The 21,550-nt window shown below is 59.6% G+C and carries 20 protein-coding genes; 9 read left to right on the top strand and 11 right to left on the bottom strand.

Annotated features, from left to right (window positions below):
* Window positions 1-96: 96 nt before the first annotated feature.
* From C3F38_RS22865 to C3F38_RS22845, 5 genes are all read right to left on the bottom strand, one after another.
* Window positions 97-411 carry a hypothetical protein gene (locus C3F38_RS22865; RefSeq protein WP_047730850.1) on the bottom strand — a complete coding sequence of 105 codons (315 nt, stop codon included), beginning with the start codon at window positions 409-411 and terminating at the stop codon, window positions 97-99.
* Between the two features lie 128 nt (window positions 412-539).
* On the bottom strand, window positions 540-1,772 hold the full coding sequence (locus tag C3F38_RS22860; RefSeq protein WP_055317406.1) for a cysteine desulfurase-like protein: 1,233 nt from the start codon (window positions 1,770-1,772) through the stop codon (window positions 540-542).
* Window positions 1,769-2,383, bottom strand: a complete 615-nt coding sequence (locus C3F38_RS22855; protein WP_224217742.1) for a 2OG-Fe dioxygenase family protein — start codon at window positions 2,381-2,383, stop codon at window positions 1,769-1,771. The genes C3F38_RS22860 and C3F38_RS22855 overlap by 4 nt, the downstream gene beginning before the upstream one ends.
* A gap of 268 nt (window positions 2,384-2,651) precedes the next feature.
* The gene (locus C3F38_RS22850) at window positions 2,652-2,990 is read right to left on the bottom strand and encodes a hypothetical protein (protein WP_049194795.1); all 339 of its coding nucleotides are present in this window, start codon (window positions 2,988-2,990) and stop codon (window positions 2,652-2,654) included.
* Window positions 2,991-3,125: 135 nt separating this feature from the next.
* Window positions 3,126-3,695 (bottom strand): HdeD family acid-resistance protein, encoded by a 570-nt coding sequence (locus C3F38_RS22845; RefSeq protein WP_033644791.1) that lies wholly within the window; start codon window positions 3,693-3,695, stop codon window positions 3,126-3,128.
* Between the two features lie 149 nt (window positions 3,696-3,844).
* Between C3F38_RS22845 and actS the strand changes: the two genes are divergently transcribed.
* A complete protein-coding gene (gene actS / locus C3F38_RS22840; RefSeq protein ID WP_048234629.1) occupies window positions 3,845-4,600 on the top strand; it encodes an amidase activator ActS in 756 nt (251 codons plus the stop codon).
* A gap of 34 nt (window positions 4,601-4,634) precedes the next feature.
* Here actS and C3F38_RS22835 read toward each other — a convergent pair whose 3' ends face one another.
* Window positions 4,635-5,492: a GyrI-like domain-containing protein gene (locus tag C3F38_RS22835; RefSeq protein ID WP_103767503.1), complete on the bottom strand. Its 858-nt coding sequence runs from the start codon at window positions 5,490-5,492 to the stop codon at window positions 4,635-4,637.
* A 181-nt stretch (window positions 5,493-5,673) separates the two neighbouring features.
* On the opposite strand from C3F38_RS22835, the gene C3F38_RS22830 reads away from it, so the two are divergent.
* Window positions 5,674-7,443, top strand: coding sequence for an ABC transporter ATP-binding protein/permease (locus C3F38_RS22830; protein ID WP_055317408.1), 1,770 nt, complete (start codon window positions 5,674-5,676; stop codon window positions 7,441-7,443).
* A 9-nt stretch (window positions 7,444-7,452) separates the two neighbouring features.
* Here the strand turns inward: C3F38_RS22830 and betI are convergent, their stop codons facing one another.
* Window positions 7,453-8,049, bottom strand: coding sequence for a transcriptional regulator BetI (gene betI / locus C3F38_RS22825; protein ID WP_047729952.1), 597 nt, complete (start codon window positions 8,047-8,049; stop codon window positions 7,453-7,455).
* 158 nt (window positions 8,050-8,207) lie between these two features.
* On the opposite strand from betI, the gene C3F38_RS22820 reads away from it, so the two are divergent.
* Window positions 8,208-9,752, top strand: coding sequence for a BCCT family transporter (locus tag C3F38_RS22820; protein ID WP_049193869.1), 1,545 nt, complete (start codon window positions 8,208-8,210; stop codon window positions 9,750-9,752).
* 6 nt (window positions 9,753-9,758) lie between these two features.
* On the opposite strand, the gene C3F38_RS22815 is transcribed toward C3F38_RS22820, so the two are convergent.
* Window positions 9,759-10,190: a VOC family protein gene (locus C3F38_RS22815; protein ID WP_047730852.1), complete on the bottom strand. Its 432-nt coding sequence runs from the start codon at window positions 10,188-10,190 to the stop codon at window positions 9,759-9,761.
* A 702-nt stretch (window positions 10,191-10,892) separates the two neighbouring features.
* Between C3F38_RS22815 and C3F38_RS22810 the strand changes: the two genes are divergently transcribed.
* Window positions 10,893-12,110: an MFS transporter gene (locus tag C3F38_RS22810; protein ID WP_080479017.1), complete on the top strand. Its 1,218-nt coding sequence runs from the start codon at window positions 10,893-10,895 to the stop codon at window positions 12,108-12,110.
* Between the two features lie 36 nt (window positions 12,111-12,146).
* Window positions 12,147-12,956 (top strand): MoaF C-terminal domain-containing protein, encoded by an 810-nt coding sequence (locus C3F38_RS22805; RefSeq protein WP_047729955.1) that lies wholly within the window; start codon window positions 12,147-12,149, stop codon window positions 12,954-12,956.
* Window position 12,957: 1 nt separating this feature from the next.
* Here the strand turns inward: C3F38_RS22805 and lldD are convergent, their stop codons facing one another.
* From lldD to C3F38_RS22790, 3 genes are all read right to left on the bottom strand, one after another.
* On the bottom strand, window positions 12,958-14,097 hold the full coding sequence (gene lldD / locus C3F38_RS22800) for an FMN-dependent L-lactate dehydrogenase LldD (RefSeq protein ID WP_055317403.1): 1,140 nt from the start codon (window positions 14,095-14,097) through the stop codon (window positions 12,958-12,960).
* Window positions 14,098-14,139: 42 nt separating this feature from the next.
* Window positions 14,140-15,723 carry an L-lactate permease gene (locus C3F38_RS22795; protein WP_055317402.1) on the bottom strand — a complete coding sequence of 528 codons (1,584 nt, stop codon included), beginning with the start codon at window positions 15,721-15,723 and terminating at the stop codon, window positions 14,140-14,142.
* A 324-nt stretch (window positions 15,724-16,047) separates the two neighbouring features.
* Entirely contained in the window at window positions 16,048-16,968 is a 921-nt protein-coding gene (locus tag C3F38_RS22790) for a LysR family transcriptional regulator (RefSeq protein ID WP_055313387.1), read from the bottom strand.
* A 426-nt stretch (window positions 16,969-17,394) separates the two neighbouring features.
* Between C3F38_RS22790 and C3F38_RS22785 the strand changes: the two genes are divergently transcribed.
* From C3F38_RS22785 to C3F38_RS22770, 4 genes are all read left to right on the top strand, one after another.
* Window positions 17,395-17,598 (top strand): DUF4762 family protein, encoded by a 204-nt coding sequence (locus tag C3F38_RS22785; protein WP_055313389.1) that lies wholly within the window; start codon window positions 17,395-17,397, stop codon window positions 17,596-17,598.
* Window positions 17,599-17,774: 176 nt separating this feature from the next.
* Window positions 17,775-18,440 (top strand): DsbA family protein, encoded by a 666-nt coding sequence (locus tag C3F38_RS22780; protein WP_055313390.1) that lies wholly within the window; start codon window positions 17,775-17,777, stop codon window positions 18,438-18,440.
* On the top strand, window positions 18,440-19,384 hold the full coding sequence (locus tag C3F38_RS22775; protein ID WP_055317277.1) for a hypothetical protein: 945 nt from the start codon (window positions 18,440-18,442) through the stop codon (window positions 19,382-19,384). Before C3F38_RS22780 ends, C3F38_RS22775 begins: the two co-directional genes overlap by 1 nt.
* Before the next feature lie 19 nt (window positions 19,385-19,403).
* On the top strand, window positions 19,404-21,527 hold the full coding sequence (locus tag C3F38_RS22770; protein ID WP_055317276.1) for a peptidase domain-containing ABC transporter: 2,124 nt from the start codon (window positions 19,404-19,406) through the stop codon (window positions 21,525-21,527).
* The last annotated feature ends 23 nt before the right edge of the window (window positions 21,528-21,550 follow it).

Raw genomic sequence — 21,550 nt, 5'->3', positions numbered from 1 at the left:
TATATCGTAGCAAAATAGTCAGGCTGTCGGTGCCGGTCAATAGGGCGGAATTACCGCTGCCTGAGTGCGGTAATTCCGAGTTATTCCGTGTTGCCGTTAGTTAAATAAAAATGCCAATAGTCCGGTCACCTTATTTTTATTTTCCCATCCTTCCAATTTCATGCAGGCATTAACGAATTCTGTTCTGCGCATTTCATTGCTGTCCGAGGGGAAAGCGCCGCCACCGGCGTTGGGGATCTCCGTGCCGTTGATCGTCATGGAGGAGAAGGTCGGCGAGCTGGCGTGCAAAGACAGGTTCACGGGATAGCGCTGTTCGGCTTCTTGCCGGCAGTGGGTTCTGGCCGCTTCAAGGGGCGTTGGGGTTGCCGTTTGCGCTTCCCATTTCTCCGGCGTGGCACAGGAAGACATCATCAATGCGGCGGTGATAACTGCATATTTTCGCAAAGTAAAAATCCATTTCTAAAATAAAATCCCCTTGATTCTACCCCCAGCGTGCGGCGATGGCCCGCTCAATAAGGTGAGCAGGCCGATGTGACGAGTTAACTGAGGATATCTTCGGCGATCACCTTAAACAGCGTGTCTATTTCGCCCAGGGTATTGTAGTGCATCATGCCGATGCGCAGCACGCCGCCGTCCTGCAACCCCAGCTGCTGGATCAGGCCCAGCGCATAGAAATGCCCGCTGCCGGCGCAGATGTTGTGCTGCCCCAGGCGGCGGGCGATCGCGTCAGGCGTCTGGCCGCTGAAGGTCAGGGCGAAGGTTGGCGTGCGGCGCGTGCTGTCCGCCTGTGAATGGCCGTAGAGCCGCACGCCGTCGAGTTGCTGCAGCCGTTGCAAAAAGTGGCGGCACAGCGCCTCTTCATGCCGGTGGTAGGCGGCGAAACTCTCCTGCAAACGCTGCCTTAACGGCGCGCCCGGCGTCCCCCACTGCGCCAGATAGTCGATCGCTGCCGCAACGCCGGCCAGCGCCTCGAAGCTTTGCGTGCCGGTCTCGAAACGGCCGGGGCCGACATCGGTGGCCGGCTCGACTTTGTACGGCCGCAGGCGTTGCAGCCACTGCGGCGCGATATAGGCCATGCCGACGTGCGGGCCAAAGAACTTGTAGGCGGAGCACACCAGGAAATCACAGCCCAGCGCCTGCACGTCAATCAGGTTGTGCGGTGCATAGTGCACGGCGTCGACATACACCTGCGCGCCGACCCGATGCGCAGCTTCGACGATGGTTTTGATATCGACGATGCTGCCGGTGACGTTGGAAGCGTAGCTGACCGCCACCAGGCGGGTATTGGCGTTGATGCGCTCACACACCTTTGCGGCGTCCAATGCGCAGTCGGCGCCCTCCAGCGGTATCTGATGCACCACGGCCCCTTGGTCTGCGGCGGCTTGCTGCCAGCTGGAGACGTTGGCGTAGTGATCGAGCGCGGTGACGATGACCTCATCGCCGGCCTGCCAGTCGCGGCTGATGATGCGGCTGAGATGGAAAGTCAGCGTGGTCATATTCATGCCGAAAACGATGTTGTCGGGCGAAGGCGCATTTAACAAGGCGCGCACCGATTCTCGCGCCTGGCTCATCACCTCGCCGGTGACCCGGCTGGAGAAGTAGTGGCCGCCCAGGTTGGCGTTGTATTTCCCCAGGTAGTCCGTCATTTTTTCCAGCACGCCCCGTGAAACCTGTGCGCCGCCGGGGCCGTCGAAAAAGATCGCCGGTTTGCCGTCGATGTGCTGGGACAGGGCGCTGAACTGGCGTCGGGCGAGCTCGGGCGTAAAGGTCATGCTTTCTCTCCCCGCGCAGTGAGGACGAAGAGATCCAGATAGCCTTCTTCTTTCGGGCTTACGGCGTTGATCGGCGTGGCGTTGTGCCACAGTTTGCTGTCTGCCAGCAGCACGGCTTCACCGTCCGCCAGCGCTTTTTTAAAGAAGGGATCGTGGTGGCTGTCGTCGTACAGCATGATTTCACCGCCGACGATGTTGTGCCGGTGAATGGCGATCATGGCGATATGGTCGAAACCGTCCTGGTGAATGCCTTCCGGCGCCACCAGCGTATCTTTCTGGATGGCGACCACGCGCATTTGGTGGATCTCTATCTCGGCACCCTCCGGCAGTTCGTTATTTTCGGCAAACAGGTTGCACATCTCCGCCATGCCGGCGCTCTGCAGCACGGCGCTGTCGATAGGCTCGAAGCGGCGCACCACGTTGCCCTGGAAGTGGTTGATCTGATCGGACTGCATGAAGGTGCGCGGCCCCACTTCGGCGACGTTGGGGTTGAGGTATTTGACGACCGAATAACGGCGCAGGCGATATTTGCCGTCGGCGTGTTGCGTGTGGGGCAAGGAGGAAAACGAAGGCATCAGTTGTTGGGTGGCTTGTGGGCTTAGTACAGTCATACTTATTACGTTTTCGTGTTTCTGTAACATAATCACCTCTAATAATAATAATTTCTGATGTTGTAGGGGGTAATTCGATTGAATTGTAGACGACTCTATAACCAACGCAATTTGGTGGTGGCGAGGTGTGACGGCGGTCGTAAAGCTGGATGAACGCCCGCGCTAAAAGGGGGAGAATAAGGGGGAGATGAGAATGGTGTCGCCATGATTCGGCGCGGATGATAGCCGCGCCGATTGACGTTAAGCGATGGGCGCGCGGCCCTTATGTTCAGAACGTCTCGAAATACAGCTCGCGCAACAGCCAGGATATTTCGTTGTTGGTGCGATTAAGCGTCTCGATTCGGCGAACCCCTTTCGCTTCGGCGCGCAGATCGAGCAGCAAGTTGCGAATCTGCTGGAATAACGGGGTTTGCGGGCTGGGTTTGGCTAACTGTTGCCCGCACAGTTTGATACCGGCGTCGCAGCCGGTGGCAATGTCCGTCAGGCAGCATGGGCAGGTGGTTTTTTGGCGCGCCATATTGCGGCATTGTTGCCCGATTACCTGATTGAAGTGGCGTAATTGCAGGCAGACTTCCCGCGAGTTCAACGGGTTGGAATGGGTTGTCATCGGTTTCAGCTCCCTTGTCTGCGCCTATATTGGCACTTACCGATGAAGATAACCACGGACAAGCAGAGGGGGTATCGCCTTGTTTTGTCTGGAAACAACGAAAGCGATGAGGCCCGCGGTGGCGGGCCGGGAGCGTCAGGCGCGTTTAAACAGATTCGCCGCCTGGAACAGCGCAAAGGAGCTGACCAGCATCTCGATGCCGACGATGGCCGTCACCAGCGTGACCGATGCCGCCGGGCCTGAGCCGATCAGCATCCAGGCGATGATCAAATCGAGCACGCCGATAACGAACTGCAGCCAGTTGCCCGGCAGCCCGCGGCGCATGTAGCCCGCCGCCAGGCGCGCGATGCCGCCGAGCGCGAACAGCACGGCGAGGTACACCGCCAGCGCCAGAATGCCCGCCAGCGGGCTGGTGATGAACACATAGCCGATAATCAGGTAGGCCACGCCCAGCAAAATGCCGCCGATCATCGGCCAGGTATTCTGCGCCCGGTTAGCGATCATGGCGATAATCAGCCCGGCGCCGCTCAACAGCAGCAGGATGCCGACCACGATGCTCAGCGCTGCGCCGGAGGCGAAAGGATTGACCAGGCACAGTATCCCGCCCGCCAGCAGCAGGAAGGCGATGATCAGCAGGGTGGTGCGTTGCTTTTTGAGCAGTTCTTCGCTCAGGAGGGGCAGATTATTGCGGTCGAGGTTCAACATGACAGTACTCCATATCGTCGTTGGGTAATTAATCAGTCATCCTTACCTGTTTAGCATAGACCGTCTGGGGGTTTTTGACTGACCCGGCGCAAATGTTACACTGTGCGGCTGACGCGTATCAGAACCGAAACGACGACTGAGGACTGGACTTGAGCACAGGAAGCAAATGGGCTGGGTGGCGCCGCATCGCGGTGTGTCTGACATTGGGGCTGTTGTTGGCCGGATGTTCGGGTAAAAACACCTACAACCGCGACTACGACAAACTGCCGAAGGGCAGCTACACCGGCAAGTCCTACACCGTCAAACGGGGCGATACGCTGTACTACATTGCCTGGATCACCGACAGCGAAGTCAGCGATCTGGCCAGAATCAACAAGATACGCCCGCCTTATAGCCTGGAAGTGGGGCAGAAACTGCGGCTGAGCGGCAGCGCACCGACCAAAACCGCCGCCACGCGCCGTAAAACCTCTTCTTCTTCCGCCGCGATCGCCAAACAAACGCCGCCGCCGGGCGCTGCCCGCTGTTGGCGTTGGCCGACCAGCGGCCGGATCGTGCAGGCCTACTCCAATTCAGATGGTGGCAACAAGGGCATCGACATCGCCGGCAAACGCGGCCAGCCGATCTACGCTTCCGCCAAGGGCAAAGTGGTGTACGTCGGCAACCAGCTGCGCGGCTACGGCAACCTGATCATGATTAAGCACGGCGAAGACTTTATTACCGCCTATGCGCACAACGACACCACGCTGGTGCGCAACGGCCAGGATGTGAAGGCGGGGCAGAAGATCGGCACCATGGGCAGCACCGGCACCGATTCGGTGTTCCTGCACTTCCAGATCCGCTACCGCGCTACCGCGCTCGATCCGCAGCGCTATCTGCCGCCGCAAGGTTCGTCGCCGTCCTGTTAACGTCAATCTGGCTCCTTGCGGAGCCAGATGTCAGTTACTTCAGCGGCAGGTAAAGATCGGTCACCAGTTCATATTCCGCCACTTCGTGCACGAAGTTGTGGTAGTGGAAATAGAGCGGAAAATCGCGCAGCTCCTCGCCGCTGGCCGGCAACCACTCGCGGTACAGATAATGGGCACTTTCCGAGAGCCCATCCAGTGAGCCGTGATGGCGCAGCAGCGCGCAGCGCCCGGCCGGCAGCGTGCTGTTCACCACGCCGAAGGCGTTGTCCTCGGGGATCGGCGCAGTAACCTCGCCGCAGATGAAGAAGCGGAAGTCCTGCGCTTCGGTGGTGGCCGGATCGTGCGGTGCGATGCCGAAAGTACGGCTGCTTCTGACCGGCGACAGGCCGCTGGTTTTGCGCCACTCGATAAAGCGCGCGGCGGTTTCGTTGACCAGCGCGGACGGGCCGCGATGTTCGATCATCGCCACCGGCGTGGCCGGGAAGTCGACAATGTCTACCTTCATGGGTTGTTTCCTTTTGTGTTTCGGCTCGGGAAAGCGCTGCTGCCAATCGATCCAGGCCGGCCGTTTGCGAAACTGGCTTGGCGTTTGGCTGAACGCCTGTTTGAAGGCGCGGCTGACGGACTCCGGGTTTTGAAAACCGGCGTCCAGCGCGATGTCAATCATCGGCTCCGGCGGGTTATACGCCAGGCGGTACGAGGCGCGTTTGAGCCTCATCCACTGGATATAACGCCACACCGAGATGCCGCAATACGCGCTAAACTGGCGTTGAAAGTGAAAGCGCGAAAAGTGGGCCACTTCGCTCAGTTTTTCGACGGTGAGCGCCTCGTCCAGGTGGCGGTCGATATAGTCAAAGACCTGCGCAAAGCGCTTTGCATACGTCTGGGTCATGTGATTGTCTCCTCCATGCCTGAACTTTGCCCGAGCCGCCGCCGCTTCTCCTGACGGATGATGCTGAGTTGCCGCCGCAGGACAACGGGATGGCTGCGGCGTTTGCCGCCGGCCAGGCCAAACTCATAACCCCCGCGCGGCCGTGTGCCGCGATCCCGACCGAGAAGATGAATATTACATGATGGATCGTTCCCGTTTGCTGAAATTCCTGCTGCCCTACCTGTGGCCGAAAGACAACCCGCGCCTGCGGGGGTATCTGGTGGTGGCCTTCGTGTTCATGGTGGCGGCCAAGGTCACCACCACGCTGGTGCCGCTGGCCTACAAAGCGATGGTCGATGCGCTGAGCGGCGAGACGGCGAAAATGCTGGCGGTGCCGCTGGGGCTGATCGTCGCCTACGGCGTGGCGCGGGTGGGCGGCGCGCTGTTTGAGGAGCTGCGCAACGTGATGTTTATCCACGTCAGCCAGAACGCCACGCGCCTGCTGGGCGTGCGGGTGTTTCGCCAGCTGCATGCGCTGAGCCTGCGCTTCCATCTGGAGCGCCAGACCGGCGGGCTGTCGTTGTCCATCGAGCGCGGCACCCAGGCGGTGTCCACGGTGCTGTCGCGGCTGCTGTTCTCCATCGTGCCGATCCTGTTCGAGCTGACGCTGGTCACGGTGATCATGTGGCATATGCTGAACGGCTGGTTCGCGCTGGCGATCCTGACGACGGTCGGCTGCTACATCCTGTTTACCGTGCTGGCGGTCAGCTGGCGCACCCGCTTTCGCCGCGAGCTCAACAAGGCCAACGCCGACGCCAACAGCAAATCCATCGACAGCCTGCTGAACTATGAGACCGTGAAGTACTTCGGCAATGAAGAGTTCGAGGCCGAGCGTTTCGACCTGTCGCGCCGGCTGTACGAATACGCCGCCATCAAGAACCAATTCAGTTTTACGGCGATCAACCTGGGGCAAACCGCCATTATTTCGATCGGGCTGATCGTGATGATGGCCATGGCGGCGCAGGGCATTACGCAGGGGACGATGACGGTCGGCGACTTCGTGCTGGTCAACGCCTACCTGCTGCAGCTGTATCAGCCGCTGAACTTCTTCGGCTTTATTTATTCCGAGGTGCGCCAGGCGCTGATCGACATGGAGAACATGTTCGATCTGCTGCAGGAAAAGCGTGAAATCGTCGATAGCCCGGATGCCCAGCCGCTGCGCCTCGATCGCGGCGAAGTGCGGTTCGATGCGGTCAGCTTCGGTTACGACACGCGCCGGCCGATCCTCAAACAGGTGAGTTTTACCATTCCGGCGGGCCACACGGTGGCGGTGGTCGGCGCCTCCGGCGCGGGCAAGTCCACGCTGTCGCGCCTGCTGTTTCGCTTCTACGATGTGCAGAGCGGCGCCATTACCCTCGACGGCCAGGACATTCGCCAACTGACCCAGGCCAGCCTGCGGCAGGCGATCGGCATCGTGCCGCAGGATACGGTGCTGTTCAACGATACGCTGCGCTACAACATCGGCTACGGCAAAACCGGCTCCAGCGATGAAGAAATCGAACGGGCGGCGCGGCTGGCGCATATCCATGATTTTATCGTCGGTCTGCCCGACGGTTACGACACCCGGGTGGGCGAGCGCGGGCTGAAGCTGTCGGGCGGTGAAAAGCAGCGGGTGGCGATCGCACGCACCATTCTGAAAAATCCGGCCATCCTGGTGTTCGACGAGGCGACCAGCGCGCTGGATACCCAGACCGAACGCGAAATCCAGGGGCACCTGCGCGAGGTGAGCCGCAACCACACCACGCTGGTGATCGCCCACCGGCTCTCCACCGTGGTGGAGGCCGATGAGATCATCGTGCTGGAGGCGGGGGAGATCGTCGAGCGTGGGGGGCACGAGGCGCTGCTGGCCGCGAACGGCCGCTACGCCGCGATGTGGCAAACCCAGTACAGCGAAGAGCAGGAATCGCGCTGACGAGGGTGTTTACCCCAGCGGCTGCGCGGCATTGAGCCGCCGTGCAACGTAGTCGCAGGCGATGCGGCAGTCCTGCTTCAGGTCTGTCTCGTCGCCGGCCAGGCTGCCGCGCAGCCAGAGCCCATCGATCATTGCCGCCAGCCCGCGCGCGGCATCACGCGCCTGCCGCAGCGGCAGCTCGCGGCGGAACTGGCAGCAAATGTTGGAATAGAGTCGCCGATCGTTGGCGCGCTGCAGGCGGCGCAGCACCGGCTGGTGCATGCTGGCGGCCCAGAAATCGAGCCAGGCGCGCATGGACACGGCGTTGGTTTGGCTGGGGTGGAAGTTGCCCTGGATAATGGCGAACAGCTGTGACTGGCTGTCGCTCGCCGCCTGCGCGCGGCATTCGGCCACCGCGTCGCGCAGATCGCGCAGGATTTTGCGCATGGTGGCGCTCAGCAACCCCTCTTTATCGCCAAAATAGTGGCTGACGATGCCGGTCGACAGCCCGGCTTCTTTCGCCACCTGAGACAGGGTGACGCCGGCCAGCCCGACGACGTTAATGGTCTCGAAGGCGGCGTTAATCAGCTGCTCCTTACGCTGCTCCGGAATATCTCTGCGGTACATATTTTCCCCAACTGATAGGCCAATCACACTTTGGATTTGATTGATTGAACGGTCAATCAATACTCTATATGCTGCAAAAATGTCAAATAAATGACGATAAAATGTTAACTGAGGGTTGCATTGAAATCGTCTGTCTTTCGCACCATGGAAGCCTGCCAATGACAACAAAAACTCCTCCATCGCTTGACGAAGAACCTGTCAGATTGAATGCTCCGGTATTTTTCGGCTCGGCGGCGGTGATCCTGCTGCTGGGATCGCTGGTCGTGCTGTTTCCCGCCGCCAGCAAACTGTGGCTGAACGCCGCGCAAAGCTGGGTCGCCGACGTGTTCGGTTGGTACTACATGCTGTTGATGGTCGCCTGTATGGCATTCGTCTTCTGGCTGGCGCTGTCGCGCTTCGGCCATATTCGCCTCAGCCAGGATGACGAACCGCCGCAGTTCAGCTATCCCTCGTGGGTGGCGATGCTGTTCTCGTCGGGCATCGGCATTGCGCTGGTGTACTACGGCGCTTATGAACCGCTGGATCACTTCCTGTCGCCACCGGAAGGCAGCGGCGGCACCGTGCAGGCGGCGCGACAGGCGATGGCGCTGACCTTTTTGCACTGGGGGCTGCACGGCTGGGCGCTGTATGCGCTGATCGCCACCGCGCTGGCCTATTTCGCCTATTGCCGCGGCCTGCCGCTGGCGCTGCGCTCTGCGTTATACCCGATCTTCGGTGAACGCATCCACGGCGGCGTCGGTCATTTGGTGGACAGTTTCGGCATTCTGGTGACGGTGATCTCGATGGTAACCAACCTGGGGATCGGCGCGCTGCTGGTGAACTCGGGGCTGTTTTATCTGTTCGATATTCCGCAAAGCACCGGCGTGCTGCTGGCCCTGATCGTGGTGATGATGGTGGTGGCCACGCTGGCGGCGGTCACCGGCGTCGAGAAGGGCATCGCCATGCTGTCGAACATCAACGTTGGCTTCCTGTGCCTGCTGCTGCTGTTCGTGTTTCTGGCCGGGCCGACGCTGAATCTGCTGAACGGCATGTTGCAAAACCTCGGTGATTATCTGACCTCGCTGGTCAGCCGCAGCTTCGATATGTATCTGTACGGCAAGGCGCGCCAGTGGCAGGGCGCCTGGACGCTGTTCTACTGGGCCTGGTGGGTGGCGTGGGCGCCGTTCGTCGGGCTGTTCATCGCGCGCATTTCCAAAGGGCGCAGCATTCGCGAACTGATTTTCGGCGTGCTGCTGATCCCGCTGGGCTTCACGCTGGCCTGGCTGTCCATCTTCGGCAATACCGCCATCAGCCTGGTGCTGGAAGGCGGGCAGGCGATCCTGGGGCAGGTGGCGCAAAGCGATCCGCCGATGGCGGTGTTCAAGCTGTTCGAATACTTGCCCTATACCCAGCTGACCGCCGGCTTTGTGGTGGTGATAAGCTTCGTGCTGTTCCTGACGCCGGTCGATTCAGGCACGCTGATGATAGCGAACCTCTCCTGCCAGGGCGGTTCCGCCCATGATGACGCGCCGGCCTGGCTGCGGGTATTCTGGGCGGCGGTGACTACGCTGGTATGCGCCGGCCTGCTGTATGCCGGCAGTTTCAGCGCGATGCAGACGGCGGTGGTGCTGTGCGGCCTGCCGTTCTCGGCGGTGATCGTGCTGTACATGGTCAGCCTGCGCAAGGATCTGTGCCGTTACGCCATGAAGCCGGTGCTGCCCTGAGGTGGTTTATTCGTCTGCACGCGGCCGGTGATGCACGTACTCGACAGTCGTGCCGTCCGGCAGGCGCGCATTGAAACAGGCGCCGGTGGGCACCTCCACCGGGCCGAAGAAAATCTCTGTTCCGGCGGCCAGCAGCCGCTGGTGATAGGGATAAATGTCATCGACCAGTAGCGTGCCGACGGTGCTGCGGAAAGGGCGCAACTGCTCTTCCGCCCCCTCCAGGATCAGAAATGGCCCCACCGCCGCCAATACCAGCCGATGCTCGGGAAAATCGAAGCGCATGTCCGCTGTTACGCCGTGCAGCTGCTCGTAAAACGCGATGGTGCGATCGATTTCGCCTTCGCCAACGTAGACCCGAATCAGCACGCGTGGCTCACGCAGCGATGAAGAGTCGGCGGTTTTGCGCCAGAAACCGGCTTTTGTCAGTGCTGTCGTCATGTTCATCTCCTTGCTGGTTACCTGCCGCTTATCATGCCGCTGTTTTTCCATCCGGGGTTGGATCGAGTTGGCATAAGCTAGCCGCGCCGGTAATAACCCGCTCACAGGGCGTTAAAGGGCGTTCTGTTTGTGATTCCTGTCACGGCCTACGCTTTTATTATTATTCAGCATTGATAATGTCATGACGTGATTATTGATTAACACAATGGAGTTAATCGTTCGCGCCATAACCGCTATAAAGCAAACGGATTCAAATAATAAAGCGGGTGGGGCAATGCGGCCGATGAAAAGGGAAATACCGTCCATTCATAAGGGGGGATTAACTTTTATTTATTAACCCGTTTATAAATCACGGCATTTTGGTTTTTTCGATAAAAGTAAAAAGTGCAGGATAATTTTATTTAAATCAGTAAAAACATAATGTTGATTTATTTTCATGTCATTCGTGCTCTGTGAAAAATACCTGATTTGCCACCCCGTCGTCGTTTTCAACGGCCGTTTGACATGCCCGTTACTTGAGATAAGTTTATATCGTTAACATGTTAATGAGTTGTTATCGTGACCGATGGCCAATGTTTCTCTTGGCCGCGCGCTTAATCGACTTATGCCATGGCCGCTCGCCATTCATAAGTTAACTTATGGACCAATGACGCTATGAATAATTCGCCAGGGCAGCGCTCGCGATTGAGCGAAGAGAACCGATTGCTGATTATTTTATTCTTCGTGTTCGGCTGCGTGTTCGTCGATCGCCTGACTATCTCTTTCCTGTTTCCGATGATCGCCGCCGATTTGAAACTGAGCAACGTGCATCTTGGCACGCTGTCGGCGGTGCTGGCATTGACCTGGGCGCTGTCCGGGGCGGGGCTGGGGGCGATTGCCGATCGCTTCAATATCCGTAAACCGATGCTGATCCTGTCGATCCTGGTGTTTTCGCTGTTCTCCGCGCTGTCAGGGCTAGTCAGCGGCTTTGCCATGTTATTGATCTTCCGCGCGCTGATGGGGATCGCCGAAGGGCCGGTGCTGCCGATCGCGCAATCGCTGATGGTGGAAAAATCGCAGCCGCAGCGCCGTGGCTTCAACATGGGGCTGATCCAGGGGGCGGCGCCGGGGCTGCTGGGCGGCATTATCGCGCCGCCGTTGATCATCTATCTGGCGCAGAAATGGGGCTGGAGCATGGCGTTTCATCTGACCGCCGTGCCGGGCATCATTCTGGCGTGGCAGATCTATCGCTATGTGAACGGCAAGAAGGATCCCGCTTTCAGCGCCGCGCCGGCGGCCGGCAAGGCGGCGAACAAAGCCGCTTACGGCGAGCTGTTTAAAATCAAGAATGTGGCGCTGTGCATTCTGATTTCCTGCGTGTTCGTCACCTGGTTCATGATCATCATTACCTTCACCCCCAACTTTTTGGTGACCGACCGCGGCTTCGGCGAAGGCACGATGGGCGGCATCATGAGCGCCATCGGCGCCGCCTGGGTGTTCTGGGGTGTGGCGGTGCCGGCGATTTCCGATCGCCTCGGCCGCAAGCCGACGCTGATCTTCTTTTCGCTGCTGGCGGTGTGCTGCCCGCTGTTCCTGAGCTACGTCGATAACCCGTGGCTGCTGGGCGTGCTGGTGTTCCTGTCTTATACCGGCCTTGGCTGCTTCACGCTGTTTATGGCCACCATCCCGTCGGAAACGGTATCGCCGGCCCGCATCGCGACCGCGTTGGGGCTGGTGATGGGGATTGGTGAGGTGATTGGCGGCTGTCTGGCGCCGTTTATCGCCGGGCTGATCGCCGATCGCTACGGGCTGGTCAGCGTGATGTGGCTGGCGGCCGCCGGCGCCGTGTGCGCAGGCGTACTGAGTTGTTTTCTCGATGAAACTGCCCCCGCGGTGGTGAGCCGCAGAGCGGTGAAACCGGCGAGCGTCGCCGACGTTTGAGGCGGTTTTCATCCCATTCGATCAAGGAGAACGAAGATGTCAGCAGAACAATCCGTACTGAATCAAAATGCCGAGCCGGACTGGAAGAATTACGACGATTTCGCGCGCGGTATCGACACTAACCGCCTGCCGGGCACCCAGGAGTGGCGGGGCAAAACGCTGCAGATCGCCTTTGACAACGACGGGGAAATCACGCTGCGTTTCAGTGCCGATCGGCAACGGGTGCTGTGGGCCTGGGGAGGGGAGAGCGGTGAGGACGCTTACGAAGAGGTGCAAACCTCCGCCGCACGCTATTTCTTCAATATTCCGCTGCAGTCGCCGGGAAACGAGTGCCTGACGCTGGTACTCAATCGTGACAGCGGCCGAGCGCTGCTGGTGCGCAGCACGCTGTTGCCGGAACAGACGGTGGAAAAGGGCTCGCGCCTCAAGCAAAGCTTCCACGTCGGCCGGATTGTCGGCGTCACGCCGAGTGGCGTCGCGCCGCATCTGACCCGCGAGCTGATCGGCTATCGTACGCTGAATGTCTACAGCCCCAACCACTATTACGAACACTTCTACGTCAACACCGAGCGCTATGCCTGGCAAAACCTGCGCGGCGAGCAATTCGGCCACGGCGATATGGACTATGCCACCTACTACAAGTTTGAGGACGAGATGTTCCTGTTCACCTTCCGGGAAAAGATTATCCCGGTGTGCTCGGTGTTCTTCTTCGACTTTATTTCCGGGCGCTGCACCGGCACTTTCCTCGGGCTGGACGCCGCCGGCCGGGTGTTGGTGTCACCGGCCGGGGCCTTCATCAGCAAGATGAGCTACAACGCCTACCCGGAAGGCGTGCAGCCGCTTTGATTCAGGCGTTTCTGACCAGCGATCCGGCGTTGATCTCCGCAATGGTTTTCGCGCCGGTGAGCGTCATGGCGACGCGCATTTCCTTGTCGATCAGATCCAGCAAGTTAGCCACCCCGGCTTCGCCGGCCGCCGCCAGCGCATAGACGAAGGCGCGCCCCAGCAGCACGCTGTCGGCCCCCAGGGCGATCATGCGCACCACGTCCAGGCCGCTGCGGATGCCGGAGTCGGCCAGCAGGGTGATGTCGCCTTTCACCGCGTCGGCGATCGCCGGCATGGCGCGCGCGGTCGACAGCACGCCGTCCAGCTGGCGGCCGCCGTGGTTGGAGACGATGATGCCGTCGGCGCCGAAGCGCACCGCGTCTTTGGCGTCCTCCGGATCCAGAATGCCTTTGATGATCATCGGGCCGTCCCAGAATTCGCGGATCCACTCCAGATCTTGCCAGGAAATCGACGGATCGAAGTTGGCGCCCAGCCAGCCGATGTAGTCTTCCAGGCTGGTGGGTTTGCCGCGGTAGGCCGAGACGTTGCCCAGATCGTGCGGCTTGCCGAGCAGGCCGACATCCCAGGCCCACTGCGGATGGGCAAACGCCTGCAGCACGCGGCGCAGCGCGGCGTTAGGGCCGCTCATCCCCGAGTGGGCGTCGCGGTAACGGGCGCCCGGCACCGGCATGTCGACGGTAAACACCAGCGTTTTCACGCCGGCGGCCTTGGCGCGCTCCAGCGCATTGCGCATAAAGCCGCGATCTTTCAGCACGTAAAGCTGGAACCACATCGGCCGATCGATCGCCGGCGCCACCTCTTCGATCGGGCAGACCGACACGGTGGACAGCGTGAACGGAATGCCTTTTTTAGCCGCGGCGCGCGCGGCCTGCACTTCGCCGCGGCGGGCGTACATGCCGGTCAACCCCACCGGCCCCAGCGCCACCGGCATCGTCAGCTGCTCGCCGAACAGCGTGGTCTGCAGGCTGAGTTCGGACATATTGCGCAGCACGCGCTGGCGCAAGGCAATATCGGCCAGATCTGCGGTATTGCGCTTCAGCGTATGCTCCGCGTAGGCCCCGCCGTCGATGTAGTGAAACAGAAACGGTGGCAGTTTGGCCTGGGCGGCGGCCCGGTAGTCGGTTGACGCGGAGATGATCATAGTGTTTACCTTCTTGTCTTGCTTGCGATAACGAGTGTTCAGTCAGAGCGTGAGGAGCGCTGCCATGCCGGCCGCAATCCCGCCGTACGCCAGCATCGGCAGCACGGTCTTTCTGATGATTTTGCCTTCGGCGTTGCCGATCCCGAGGATCGAGCAGACGGCGATAATGTTGTTCAGGCACACCATGTTGCCCATGGCGCCGCCGACGGACTGCAAGGCCAGCGTCAGATTGACGTCAAGGCCGCTGCTCTGGGCGATCGACTGCTGAATGCCGCCGAAGGTCAGGTTCGAGACGGTATTGGAACCGGAGAAGAACGAGCCCAGCGCGCCGAGGAACGACGAGAACAGCAGCCAGCTCTCGCCGGTCAGCGCCGCCAGCGCTTTACCGATCAGGATCACCGGCGCGTTGTCGCCGCCTTGCATCATCAGGTTGACCATCACCAGCGCGCCGAACAGCGCGATAAAGGGCCGCGCGATGCGCCCGCTGGTTTCGCTGAACATTTGCCGCACCTGGCCGCCATTCAGACGGAACAGAGGAATACACAGCAGCACCACCAGCAGGAACGGGATCAGCGCCGGGACATACAGCGTTTTGTAGCCGGCGGCGGCGGAGGTGCCCAGCACCTGCTGCAGTTCGACGATCAGCGCCCGGCTGATGCGCAGCTCCCCGAGCCAGCCGAGATTTTCCTGCCACAGCAGCGTGGTGTTGTTGAGCAGCGCCTTCAGGCCCAGCTGATGGACGCGCGTCACTATCAGAATAGCAATCAGCAGCAGGGTCGGGGTCATGGCCTTGACCACCTGTAAGAACGGCACCGCCTGACCGGCGCTCTGCGATTTGTCGCTGCGGGTGAGGCCGATGCCGCCGCGCGCCAACAGCACCGAGAGCGCCAGGCCGATCGCGCCGCCGACCAGCGCCGGGAATTCATAGTTCACCTGAGCCAGCAGCAGATAGGGCACGGTGCAGCTCAGCACGCTGAGCAGGATAAACGGCAGGTTGCGGCGGATATCCTGCCAGGAAACGATAAAGCGCAGCGCCAGCAGAGGAATGACGAAGCCGGCGACAAAGTGGATCAGCGCGGTCTGCCGGCCAATTTCCAGCAGGCTGGCGTCCGACAGGCCGAGGTTGGCAAAGCCGAACCAGGTGGGGGTACCCACGGCGCCGAAGGAAACCGGTACCGAGTTCATCACCAGCGTCAACAGGGCGACGCGCAGCGGGTTGAAGCCCAGCCCGACCAGAATCGGCGCGGCGATGGCGGCCGGTGTGCCAAAGCCGCTGGCGCCCTCAATCATAAAGGCGAAGGCCCAGCCGATAATCATCAGCTGGGCCACGGGATTGGGGCTGATGGTTTCCAGCCAGCGGCGCACCGCGTTTTCCGCGCCGCTTACCTGCATCAGTTTGTTGAGCAGGATGGCGCCGGCGATGATGGTGATCGGCGTCAGCGTCGACACCAGCGCGGTGATGATATTGGCATGCAGCAGCCGCAGCGAGGCATCGAACCACAGGAGCTGTACGGCATACACCACGGCGGCCGTCAGCGGCAGGGCGAGGTAAGAGGGCACGCCATTCCTTTTGGTCATCATCCAAATCAGCAGGACGATGGGCGCAATACTGAAAAGCAGGGGCATAAGATCCTCAGGGTTATTATTTTTATGGGCAGAGATATGTAGCTGAAAGGTTAATTGCCGCAACATTTTCATTCTAATCACAACGTTGGCGACGATGCCATGCGGTAATTTTTTAACATCGGCGAACAGCGCCGGCGGTGGGAAAATGGTCGATAGGAGGGACTAAATTAACTGCTTAAAAATCATATTGATAAGAGGCTTTTTTGTGTGATGAATGCGCGAGCTCACATTAATTAGGCGGGAATGTTCAATAGATTATGTCCAAAAATGCGGTAATCCCCGCGGCTTTTTACGGCCGCGGGGAAATAATCAGAGCGGGGGAACTCAAAAATAATGGCTGATATTTTGGTAGGAACCGATGATATGTTCGATCAGCAGACGGGTTTTTAACGGCAGATTGCGGGTGTAAGGATAGACGGCGTAAATGCCCAATACTTTGCCGCAGTGGCCGGCCAGGATCTCCGTCAGTTTGCCGTCCTGCAAATCCTCATACACCATGCAGCGCGGCACCATGGCGATACCGTGGCCGCCGATCACCGCTTTGCGGATCGCCCGCGCATTGTTGGCCGACAGGTTGCCGTTAACCTGCAGCTCGTAGATTTCGTTGCGTCCCGGCCGCTTCATCAGCCAGTTGGCGGTGCCACTCTCCTGGTAGGTGTAGGTCAGGCAGTTGTGGCCGAGCAGATCTTCGGCGCTGCGCGGTTCCGGGTGGCTTTCCAGATAGCCCGGCGAGCAGACGATCACCCAGCGGGAATCGAAGATCGGCCGGGCAATCAGGCTCGAATCCGGCATGGTGCCGGTGCGGATCGCCAGATCGATGCCTTCTTCCACCAAATCGACGAAGCGGTTTTCCAGCCGCATCTCGACCTTCAGGTTGGGGTGCAGAGCGCAAAATTCCGCCACGCTCTCGCTCAGCAGCAGCTCGCCCGAGATGGTCGGCACCGACATGCGAATGGCGCCGGTCAATTCTTCGCTCTTTTCGCTGACGGCATACAGCGCCGCCTGCACTTTGGCGCCGATCTCTTTGGCCTGCTGGTAGAGCGCCTGGCCGCTTTCGGTCAGTGTCAGGCTGCGGGTGGTGCGGTACAACAGCCGGGCACCCAGCGATTTTTCCAGCCGCCCGATGCGTTTACTGACCACCGAGCTGGTGATGCCGGCGCTCTCCGCGGCCTTGCTGAACGAGCCGCAGTCGACAATCAGGGCGAACAGAATCAGGTCGTTGGCGTATTCGTGAGTGGCGAGCATGGGCATCCTGTAGAGTGAGAGTCCTGCTGCCCAGTGTAAATCCGGCGCGGCAGGAAGCAATCTTTTCAGCGTGTTGCACGTCGCCTTAATCTGGTCAGACCTGAATTTTTCTTATTTGTTTTTTCATTTTTTTGAGAATTATCCTTTTTTATTTTCCTTGCTGTACCAGGAATTATTCTGACTTTCTTGTTTTTAGTCTTATTTAAATTGGAATAGTCCCACAATCGAGAGTTACTTATTTGATTAACTTTAACTTGCAGTGTAAATAATTGTATTGATCTGCTCGTTTGGGATGGCTATGCTTTTTCCCGCAGTGCGCTCATTGTTATTGATTAGATGGTTTTGAAATGTATTGAAGAATTGCTCTGTCTGCCGACAGAGCAATGGGTAGTGTGTTTATATTTTAATATATATAAGGATATTGTAATGAAAAAAATCAATCTGTCAGAAGCGGAAAACATCGTCGGCGGTACTTTTGTTTGTACCAAGGAATTTGCCTGGGTGGGCAGTGGCAACAACCGTACCTGCCAGCTGGTGAAAACCTGTGCGAACAAATTCGGTGGTGTTCAGAAGTTCTATTACCCAGCGCCGGTAGCAAGCTGCCCGTCTAACCCAACTACGCCAAGCTGATGCGGGTTGACCACCTGCATTTAGATTAGCGGTGGGCAGGCGGGCGGCGTTCACGCTGGCTCGCCTGATACCGGGCGAGAAGTCATCTTTACGTTCTCATTATTTACGGTATTAACTCTTTTTCACGCATTCACCCTGCCGGGTGAGTATTAATATATGCGCAGGATGCGTCCGTTATGTATAAACGTCCCTTGCTTTTTATCAGCTATACGCTCGTTATTATTTTTGCCTCTTCTTTTTTGACCGCCTTTTATTTTAAACATTACGTCATGCAACCGCCGGTGGCAGAAAGCCTGAGCTTTATCGCCCCGGAAAAAATCGAACAAAGCCCGTTGCAAGACGATAATACCATTGTCGAAGTCTTCTCTTATGCCTGCCACTATTGTGAAGTCAACGAAAGCGGCGTGGCCGAGCTGGAAAAAAGTTTACCGGCGGGGGCCAAATTGGTGCGCTTGCACCTCAGTGACGACAGTCAAGCCGGCATGGCGGCCTTTGCGCCCCTGTTCGCCACGCTGACGGTCATGGGGATCGAAGCGCAGCATCGCCCCGCCGCTTACCGCGCCATTATCAAAGAAAACCTCAACCTGGCGGACGACAAACAGCTCAGCGCCTGGCTGACGGCCAACGGTATCGATGAGGCTGCCTATCAGCAGGCCAGAGAGTCAGAGCGGGTCAAAGAGCTGTTGGCGTATATGACGGCGGTCAGCCGCTATTACCAGGTCAACGCGACCCCCAGTTTTATCGTCAATCGCAAATGGCTGGCGCTGCAAGATCGTGAGTTTTCCGCTTTCAGCCGGCAGCTGCTGTCGCTGTTGCAGCACGATAAACCGCTGGCCCCGTGATGCGCCTGCTCGCGGTTCGGGGGTATTTGGCCTGGCGCAACGGCCTGGACGCGATGGCCCGCTTATCGGCAACGGGTGCCGGGATGGGTAACCGCCTGACGTGTGCTGTGCTGCGGCGCGTGGATTATCGCCTGTGGCTGGAGGTGCGCCGGCGGTTGAGGGGAAGCAGACCGCAGCGTCGCTTTCGCCACCGGCATGCGGTAGCGCTGGCGAACCGCCAGAGCCTGTTGGGTGAGGGCAAGCTGGACTTCGCCTGGCTGATGCAGCGGCGGCAGTGGCTGGATATCGCGGCGGTCTATGCCCGCAATGCGGCGTTGATGAAGCATTTGGCGCACTGTTCCGCACAGCTCGATCGGGTCGTGGAACCGTTGCATCGCGCGGGCGTGCCGGTGCTGTTGGCGCCGATGCATACGGTCTCCGACGTGTTGGCGACGCTGGTCGGTGCGAATGTTTATCCCAGACGAGCCACGGTGATCGTTTCCGGCGATGTGCAGGCGTTTGCGCGGCGAGCGCCGGAAGGCGAATGGCGGCAGCGGCTCGACTATTGCTCGATTCACGACGATCCGCGGCACATCGCCGGTACCTTATCGCAGGCGATGCTGGAAGCGGCGGAACATCGGCGCAACATCATCCTCTTCCCGGACATCACGCCGGATTACACCCTGCACAGCAATCAGGACCCAGCGGCCAAGCTGGCCTGCCATCTGTTCGGCCGGCCGGCGCATCTGCACAGCGGCATCGTTCGGCTGTCCCGGGCGCTACGGGCTCAGGTGGTGTGCTATTCGCTTTATTTCGATCGCGGCATCCGCATTCACATCGAAGAGCCGGTCGCTGCAGACCGGGTCGGCCGCGCCGTGCCGGCGATCGTCGAACGTACCCTGCGGCGGCATGCGGATGATTGGCTGTTATGGCATTCGCACTCTTTATTTTTCATCAACGAATAAGTCAGGGATATCACTACGCATGGACAACACCCTTCCTACGCCGGTCTTGCAGAGCGAAATCAACGAGTGCGGGCTGGCCTGTATCGCCATGCTGGCGGAAACTCAGGGCATTCGCGCACCGTTGACGGAGCTGCGGGAGCGTTATCCCGCTTCGCAGCACGGCACTTCGCTGGCGACGCTGTGCGCCATTTTGGGAGAGCTGGCGCTGCCGGCTTATCCGGTGGCGTTCGAACATCGGGATCTGGCGTCGCTGCCTTTACCGGCCATTTTGCATTACGGCGCGGGCCACTATGTGTTGCTGGCGTATCGCCAGGGGGGGTACGTATGCGTAATGAATCCGGCATTGGGGCAGCAACTGTTGCCGTACGCTGCCCTGAAAGCGGAAATCAGCGGCTATGCGTTGGTGTTGGATCGCGATGAGATACCGGCTGGTGCACCGGCCCCGCGCAGCGGCCGCCGGCGCGCTTTCGCCAGTTTAAGCCTGAAGGACACCGCCGGCATCGCCGGCATTTATCGCCTGGCGGCGATGACGTTTTTTATCTCGCTGACGCTGTTCATCATGCCGATGATGGTCGCCAGCGCGATCAATCAGGTGTTCGCCATGGCCGGCGGGGTCGCGTTCCCCTATGCCTACTATCTGTTGGCGTTCGTGGCCTCCACGGCATTGGCGCTGATTGCGCGCACCCTCACCGAACGCTTCATCAAAAATTTCGTGTTGTTGCACGGCGCCGCCGGGTTTTCTCGCCTGCTGGAAAACTCGCTCAATTTCTTCAGCAAGCGCGCGCCCGGCGAGATCTTCAGCCGTTTCACCAGTTGGCAGATGGCCGCCGGCCAGAAGATCGAACTGGATAACGGCCTGCGCACCGACTGGGTCATCGGCGCCATCGCGCTGGCGGTGATGTGCTACCTGAGCCCGATGTTGGCGCTGGTGCCGGTTGTCGGCGTGCTGCTGATGGGGGCGGTCAGCGTGTGGGCCATCTACCGCGATCGGCATTACACCCAGCAGCTGCAGGTGCGAGGCGCGGTGCAAAATGACTTCATCCTGGAAACCATCCAGGGGTTTTCGACCATCAAATCTGCCGGCCTGGCCGGCCAGCGGCAGGAAGGGTTCGCCGAACATGCCCGCTCGCTGTTCAATTGCCTGCAGCAGCAAAAGATCTATGAGCAGATAAAGGGCAGCATTTACCAACTGATCGGCAGTCTGGAGATGGTGTTGTTCATGCTGCTGGCGTTGCCGCTGCTCAAGGAGGGCGAGCTCAGCCTGGGGGCATTCTTCGCCTACAGCTTTCTGCGCGAAATCTTTACCTCGTACAGCAGCAAGATCTTTTTCGCCGTGCTGCAGAAAAACCAGCTGCACGTCATCGATGAACGCGCGCGGGATCTGTTTCCTGCGGTATCCGTTCGTGCCCTGCCTGAGGGCGAAGGCGCGAGCCATTTTGACGCGCGGTTGGCGTATCGGGGGGTGACCTTCGCTTACGACGCCGGCCAGCCGGTGTTGCGTGATTTGTCGCTGACGTTGGAACGGGGGGAGTGTATTGCCATCTGCGGCGGTTCCGGCGCGGGCAAGAGCACGTTGTTGAAGGTGCTCGCCTGCCTGCTGACGCCGCAGCAGGGGGCGCTGACGCTGGATGGGCGCGTACTGGCAAGCGCCGCCGCGCAGCGGCTGTTCTTCCTGCAAAGCCAGGAGGACATTCTGTTCAATGCCTCAGTGTTGCAAAACATCACGCTGTTCGCGCCGTCGGTGCCGGGCCAGCAACGGCAGGTGGAACAGGCGCTGCGCAGTTTGGGGCTGGCGGATGCAGTGGCACAGCTGCCGGGGGGCGTGAATGCCCTGGTGCGGGAGAGCCATGCCGGGCTGTCGCTGGGGCAACGCCAGCGTCTGTTGCTGGCGCGTGCGATGTACAGCCGTTGCCCGGTGTTGGTGCTGGACGAGCCGACGGCGAATCTGGATGAAAAGACCGCTGCGGCGGTGATGTCGGCTCTGGTGGCGCATTGCCGTGAAAACCGTAAAACCCTGGTGACGGTCACCCATAACCCGCGGCTGTTGCCGTTGTTCGATCGGATCTTGCGCATGTCGCAGGGGCGGCTGGTGGCTGAGTGCTCCGACGACGCCAGGATGAATGATTGTGCAGAGGTGGAGTGACGTGCCCGGAAAGAAACGCTGGC

Origin of the sequence: Serratia sp. SSNIH1 (assembly GCF_002935055.1) — a bacterium.
Lineage (GTDB): Bacteria > Pseudomonadota > Gammaproteobacteria > Enterobacterales > Enterobacteriaceae > Serratia > Serratia nevei.
Note: the sequence above shows the minus strand (reverse complement) of the source record. Positions and strands in the feature narration are given on the sequence as shown.

What these genes read in the sequence shown, in the direction of transcription:
- C3F38_RS22835 (WP_103767503.1), bottom strand. Translation starts at nt 5,492, where the DNA reads ATGACCCAGACGTATGCAAAGCGCTTTGCGCAGGTCTTTGACTATATC.
- C3F38_RS22820 (WP_049193869.1), top strand. Translation starts at nt 8,208, where the DNA reads ATGACAACAAAAACTCCTCCATCGCTTGACGAAGAACCTGTCAGATTG.
- betI (WP_047729952.1), bottom strand. Translation starts at nt 8,049, where the DNA reads ATGTACCGCAGAGATATTCCGGAGCAGCGTAAGGAGCAGCTGATTAAC.
- C3F38_RS22785 (WP_055313389.1), top strand. Translation starts at nt 17,395, where the DNA reads ATGAAAAAAATCAATCTGTCAGAAGCGGAAAACATCGTCGGCGGTACT.
- C3F38_RS22780 (WP_055313390.1), top strand. Translation starts at nt 17,775, where the DNA reads ATGTATAAACGTCCCTTGCTTTTTATCAGCTATACGCTCGTTATTATT.
- C3F38_RS22775 (WP_055317277.1), top strand. Translation starts at nt 18,440, where the DNA reads ATGCGCCTGCTCGCGGTTCGGGGGTATTTGGCCTGGCGCAACGGCCTG.
- lldD (WP_055317403.1), bottom strand. Translation starts at nt 14,097, where the DNA reads ATGATCATCTCCGCGTCAACCGACTACCGGGCCGCCGCCCAGGCCAAA.
- C3F38_RS22770 (WP_055317276.1), top strand. Translation starts at nt 19,404, where the DNA reads ATGGACAACACCCTTCCTACGCCGGTCTTGCAGAGCGAAATCAACGAG.
- C3F38_RS22860 (WP_055317406.1), bottom strand. Translation starts at nt 1,772, where the DNA reads ATGACCTTTACGCCCGAGCTCGCCCGACGCCAGTTCAGCGCCCTGTCC.
- C3F38_RS22850 (WP_049194795.1), bottom strand. Translation starts at nt 2,990, where the DNA reads ATGACAACCCATTCCAACCCGTTGAACTCGCGGGAAGTCTGCCTGCAA.
- C3F38_RS22795 (WP_055317402.1), bottom strand. Translation starts at nt 15,723, where the DNA reads ATGCCCCTGCTTTTCAGTATTGCGCCCATCGTCCTGCTGATTTGGATG.
- C3F38_RS22855 (WP_224217742.1), bottom strand. Translation starts at nt 2,383, where the DNA reads ATGACTGTACTAAGCCCACAAGCCACCCAACAACTGATGCCTTCGTTT.
- C3F38_RS22815 (WP_047730852.1), bottom strand. Translation starts at nt 10,190, where the DNA reads ATGACGACAGCACTGACAAAAGCCGGTTTCTGGCGCAAAACCGCCGAC.
- C3F38_RS22845 (WP_033644791.1), bottom strand. Translation starts at nt 3,695, where the DNA reads ATGTTGAACCTCGACCGCAATAATCTGCCCCTCCTGAGCGAAGAACTG.
- C3F38_RS22805 (WP_047729955.1), top strand. Translation starts at nt 12,147, where the DNA reads ATGTCAGCAGAACAATCCGTACTGAATCAAAATGCCGAGCCGGACTGG.
- C3F38_RS22865 (WP_047730850.1), bottom strand. Translation starts at nt 411, where the DNA reads ATGATGTCTTCCTGTGCCACGCCGGAGAAATGGGAAGCGCAAACGGCA.
- C3F38_RS22790 (WP_055313387.1), bottom strand. Translation starts at nt 16,968, where the DNA reads ATGCTCGCCACTCACGAATACGCCAACGACCTGATTCTGTTCGCCCTG.
- C3F38_RS22830 (WP_055317408.1), top strand. Translation starts at nt 5,674, where the DNA reads ATGGATCGTTCCCGTTTGCTGAAATTCCTGCTGCCCTACCTGTGGCCG.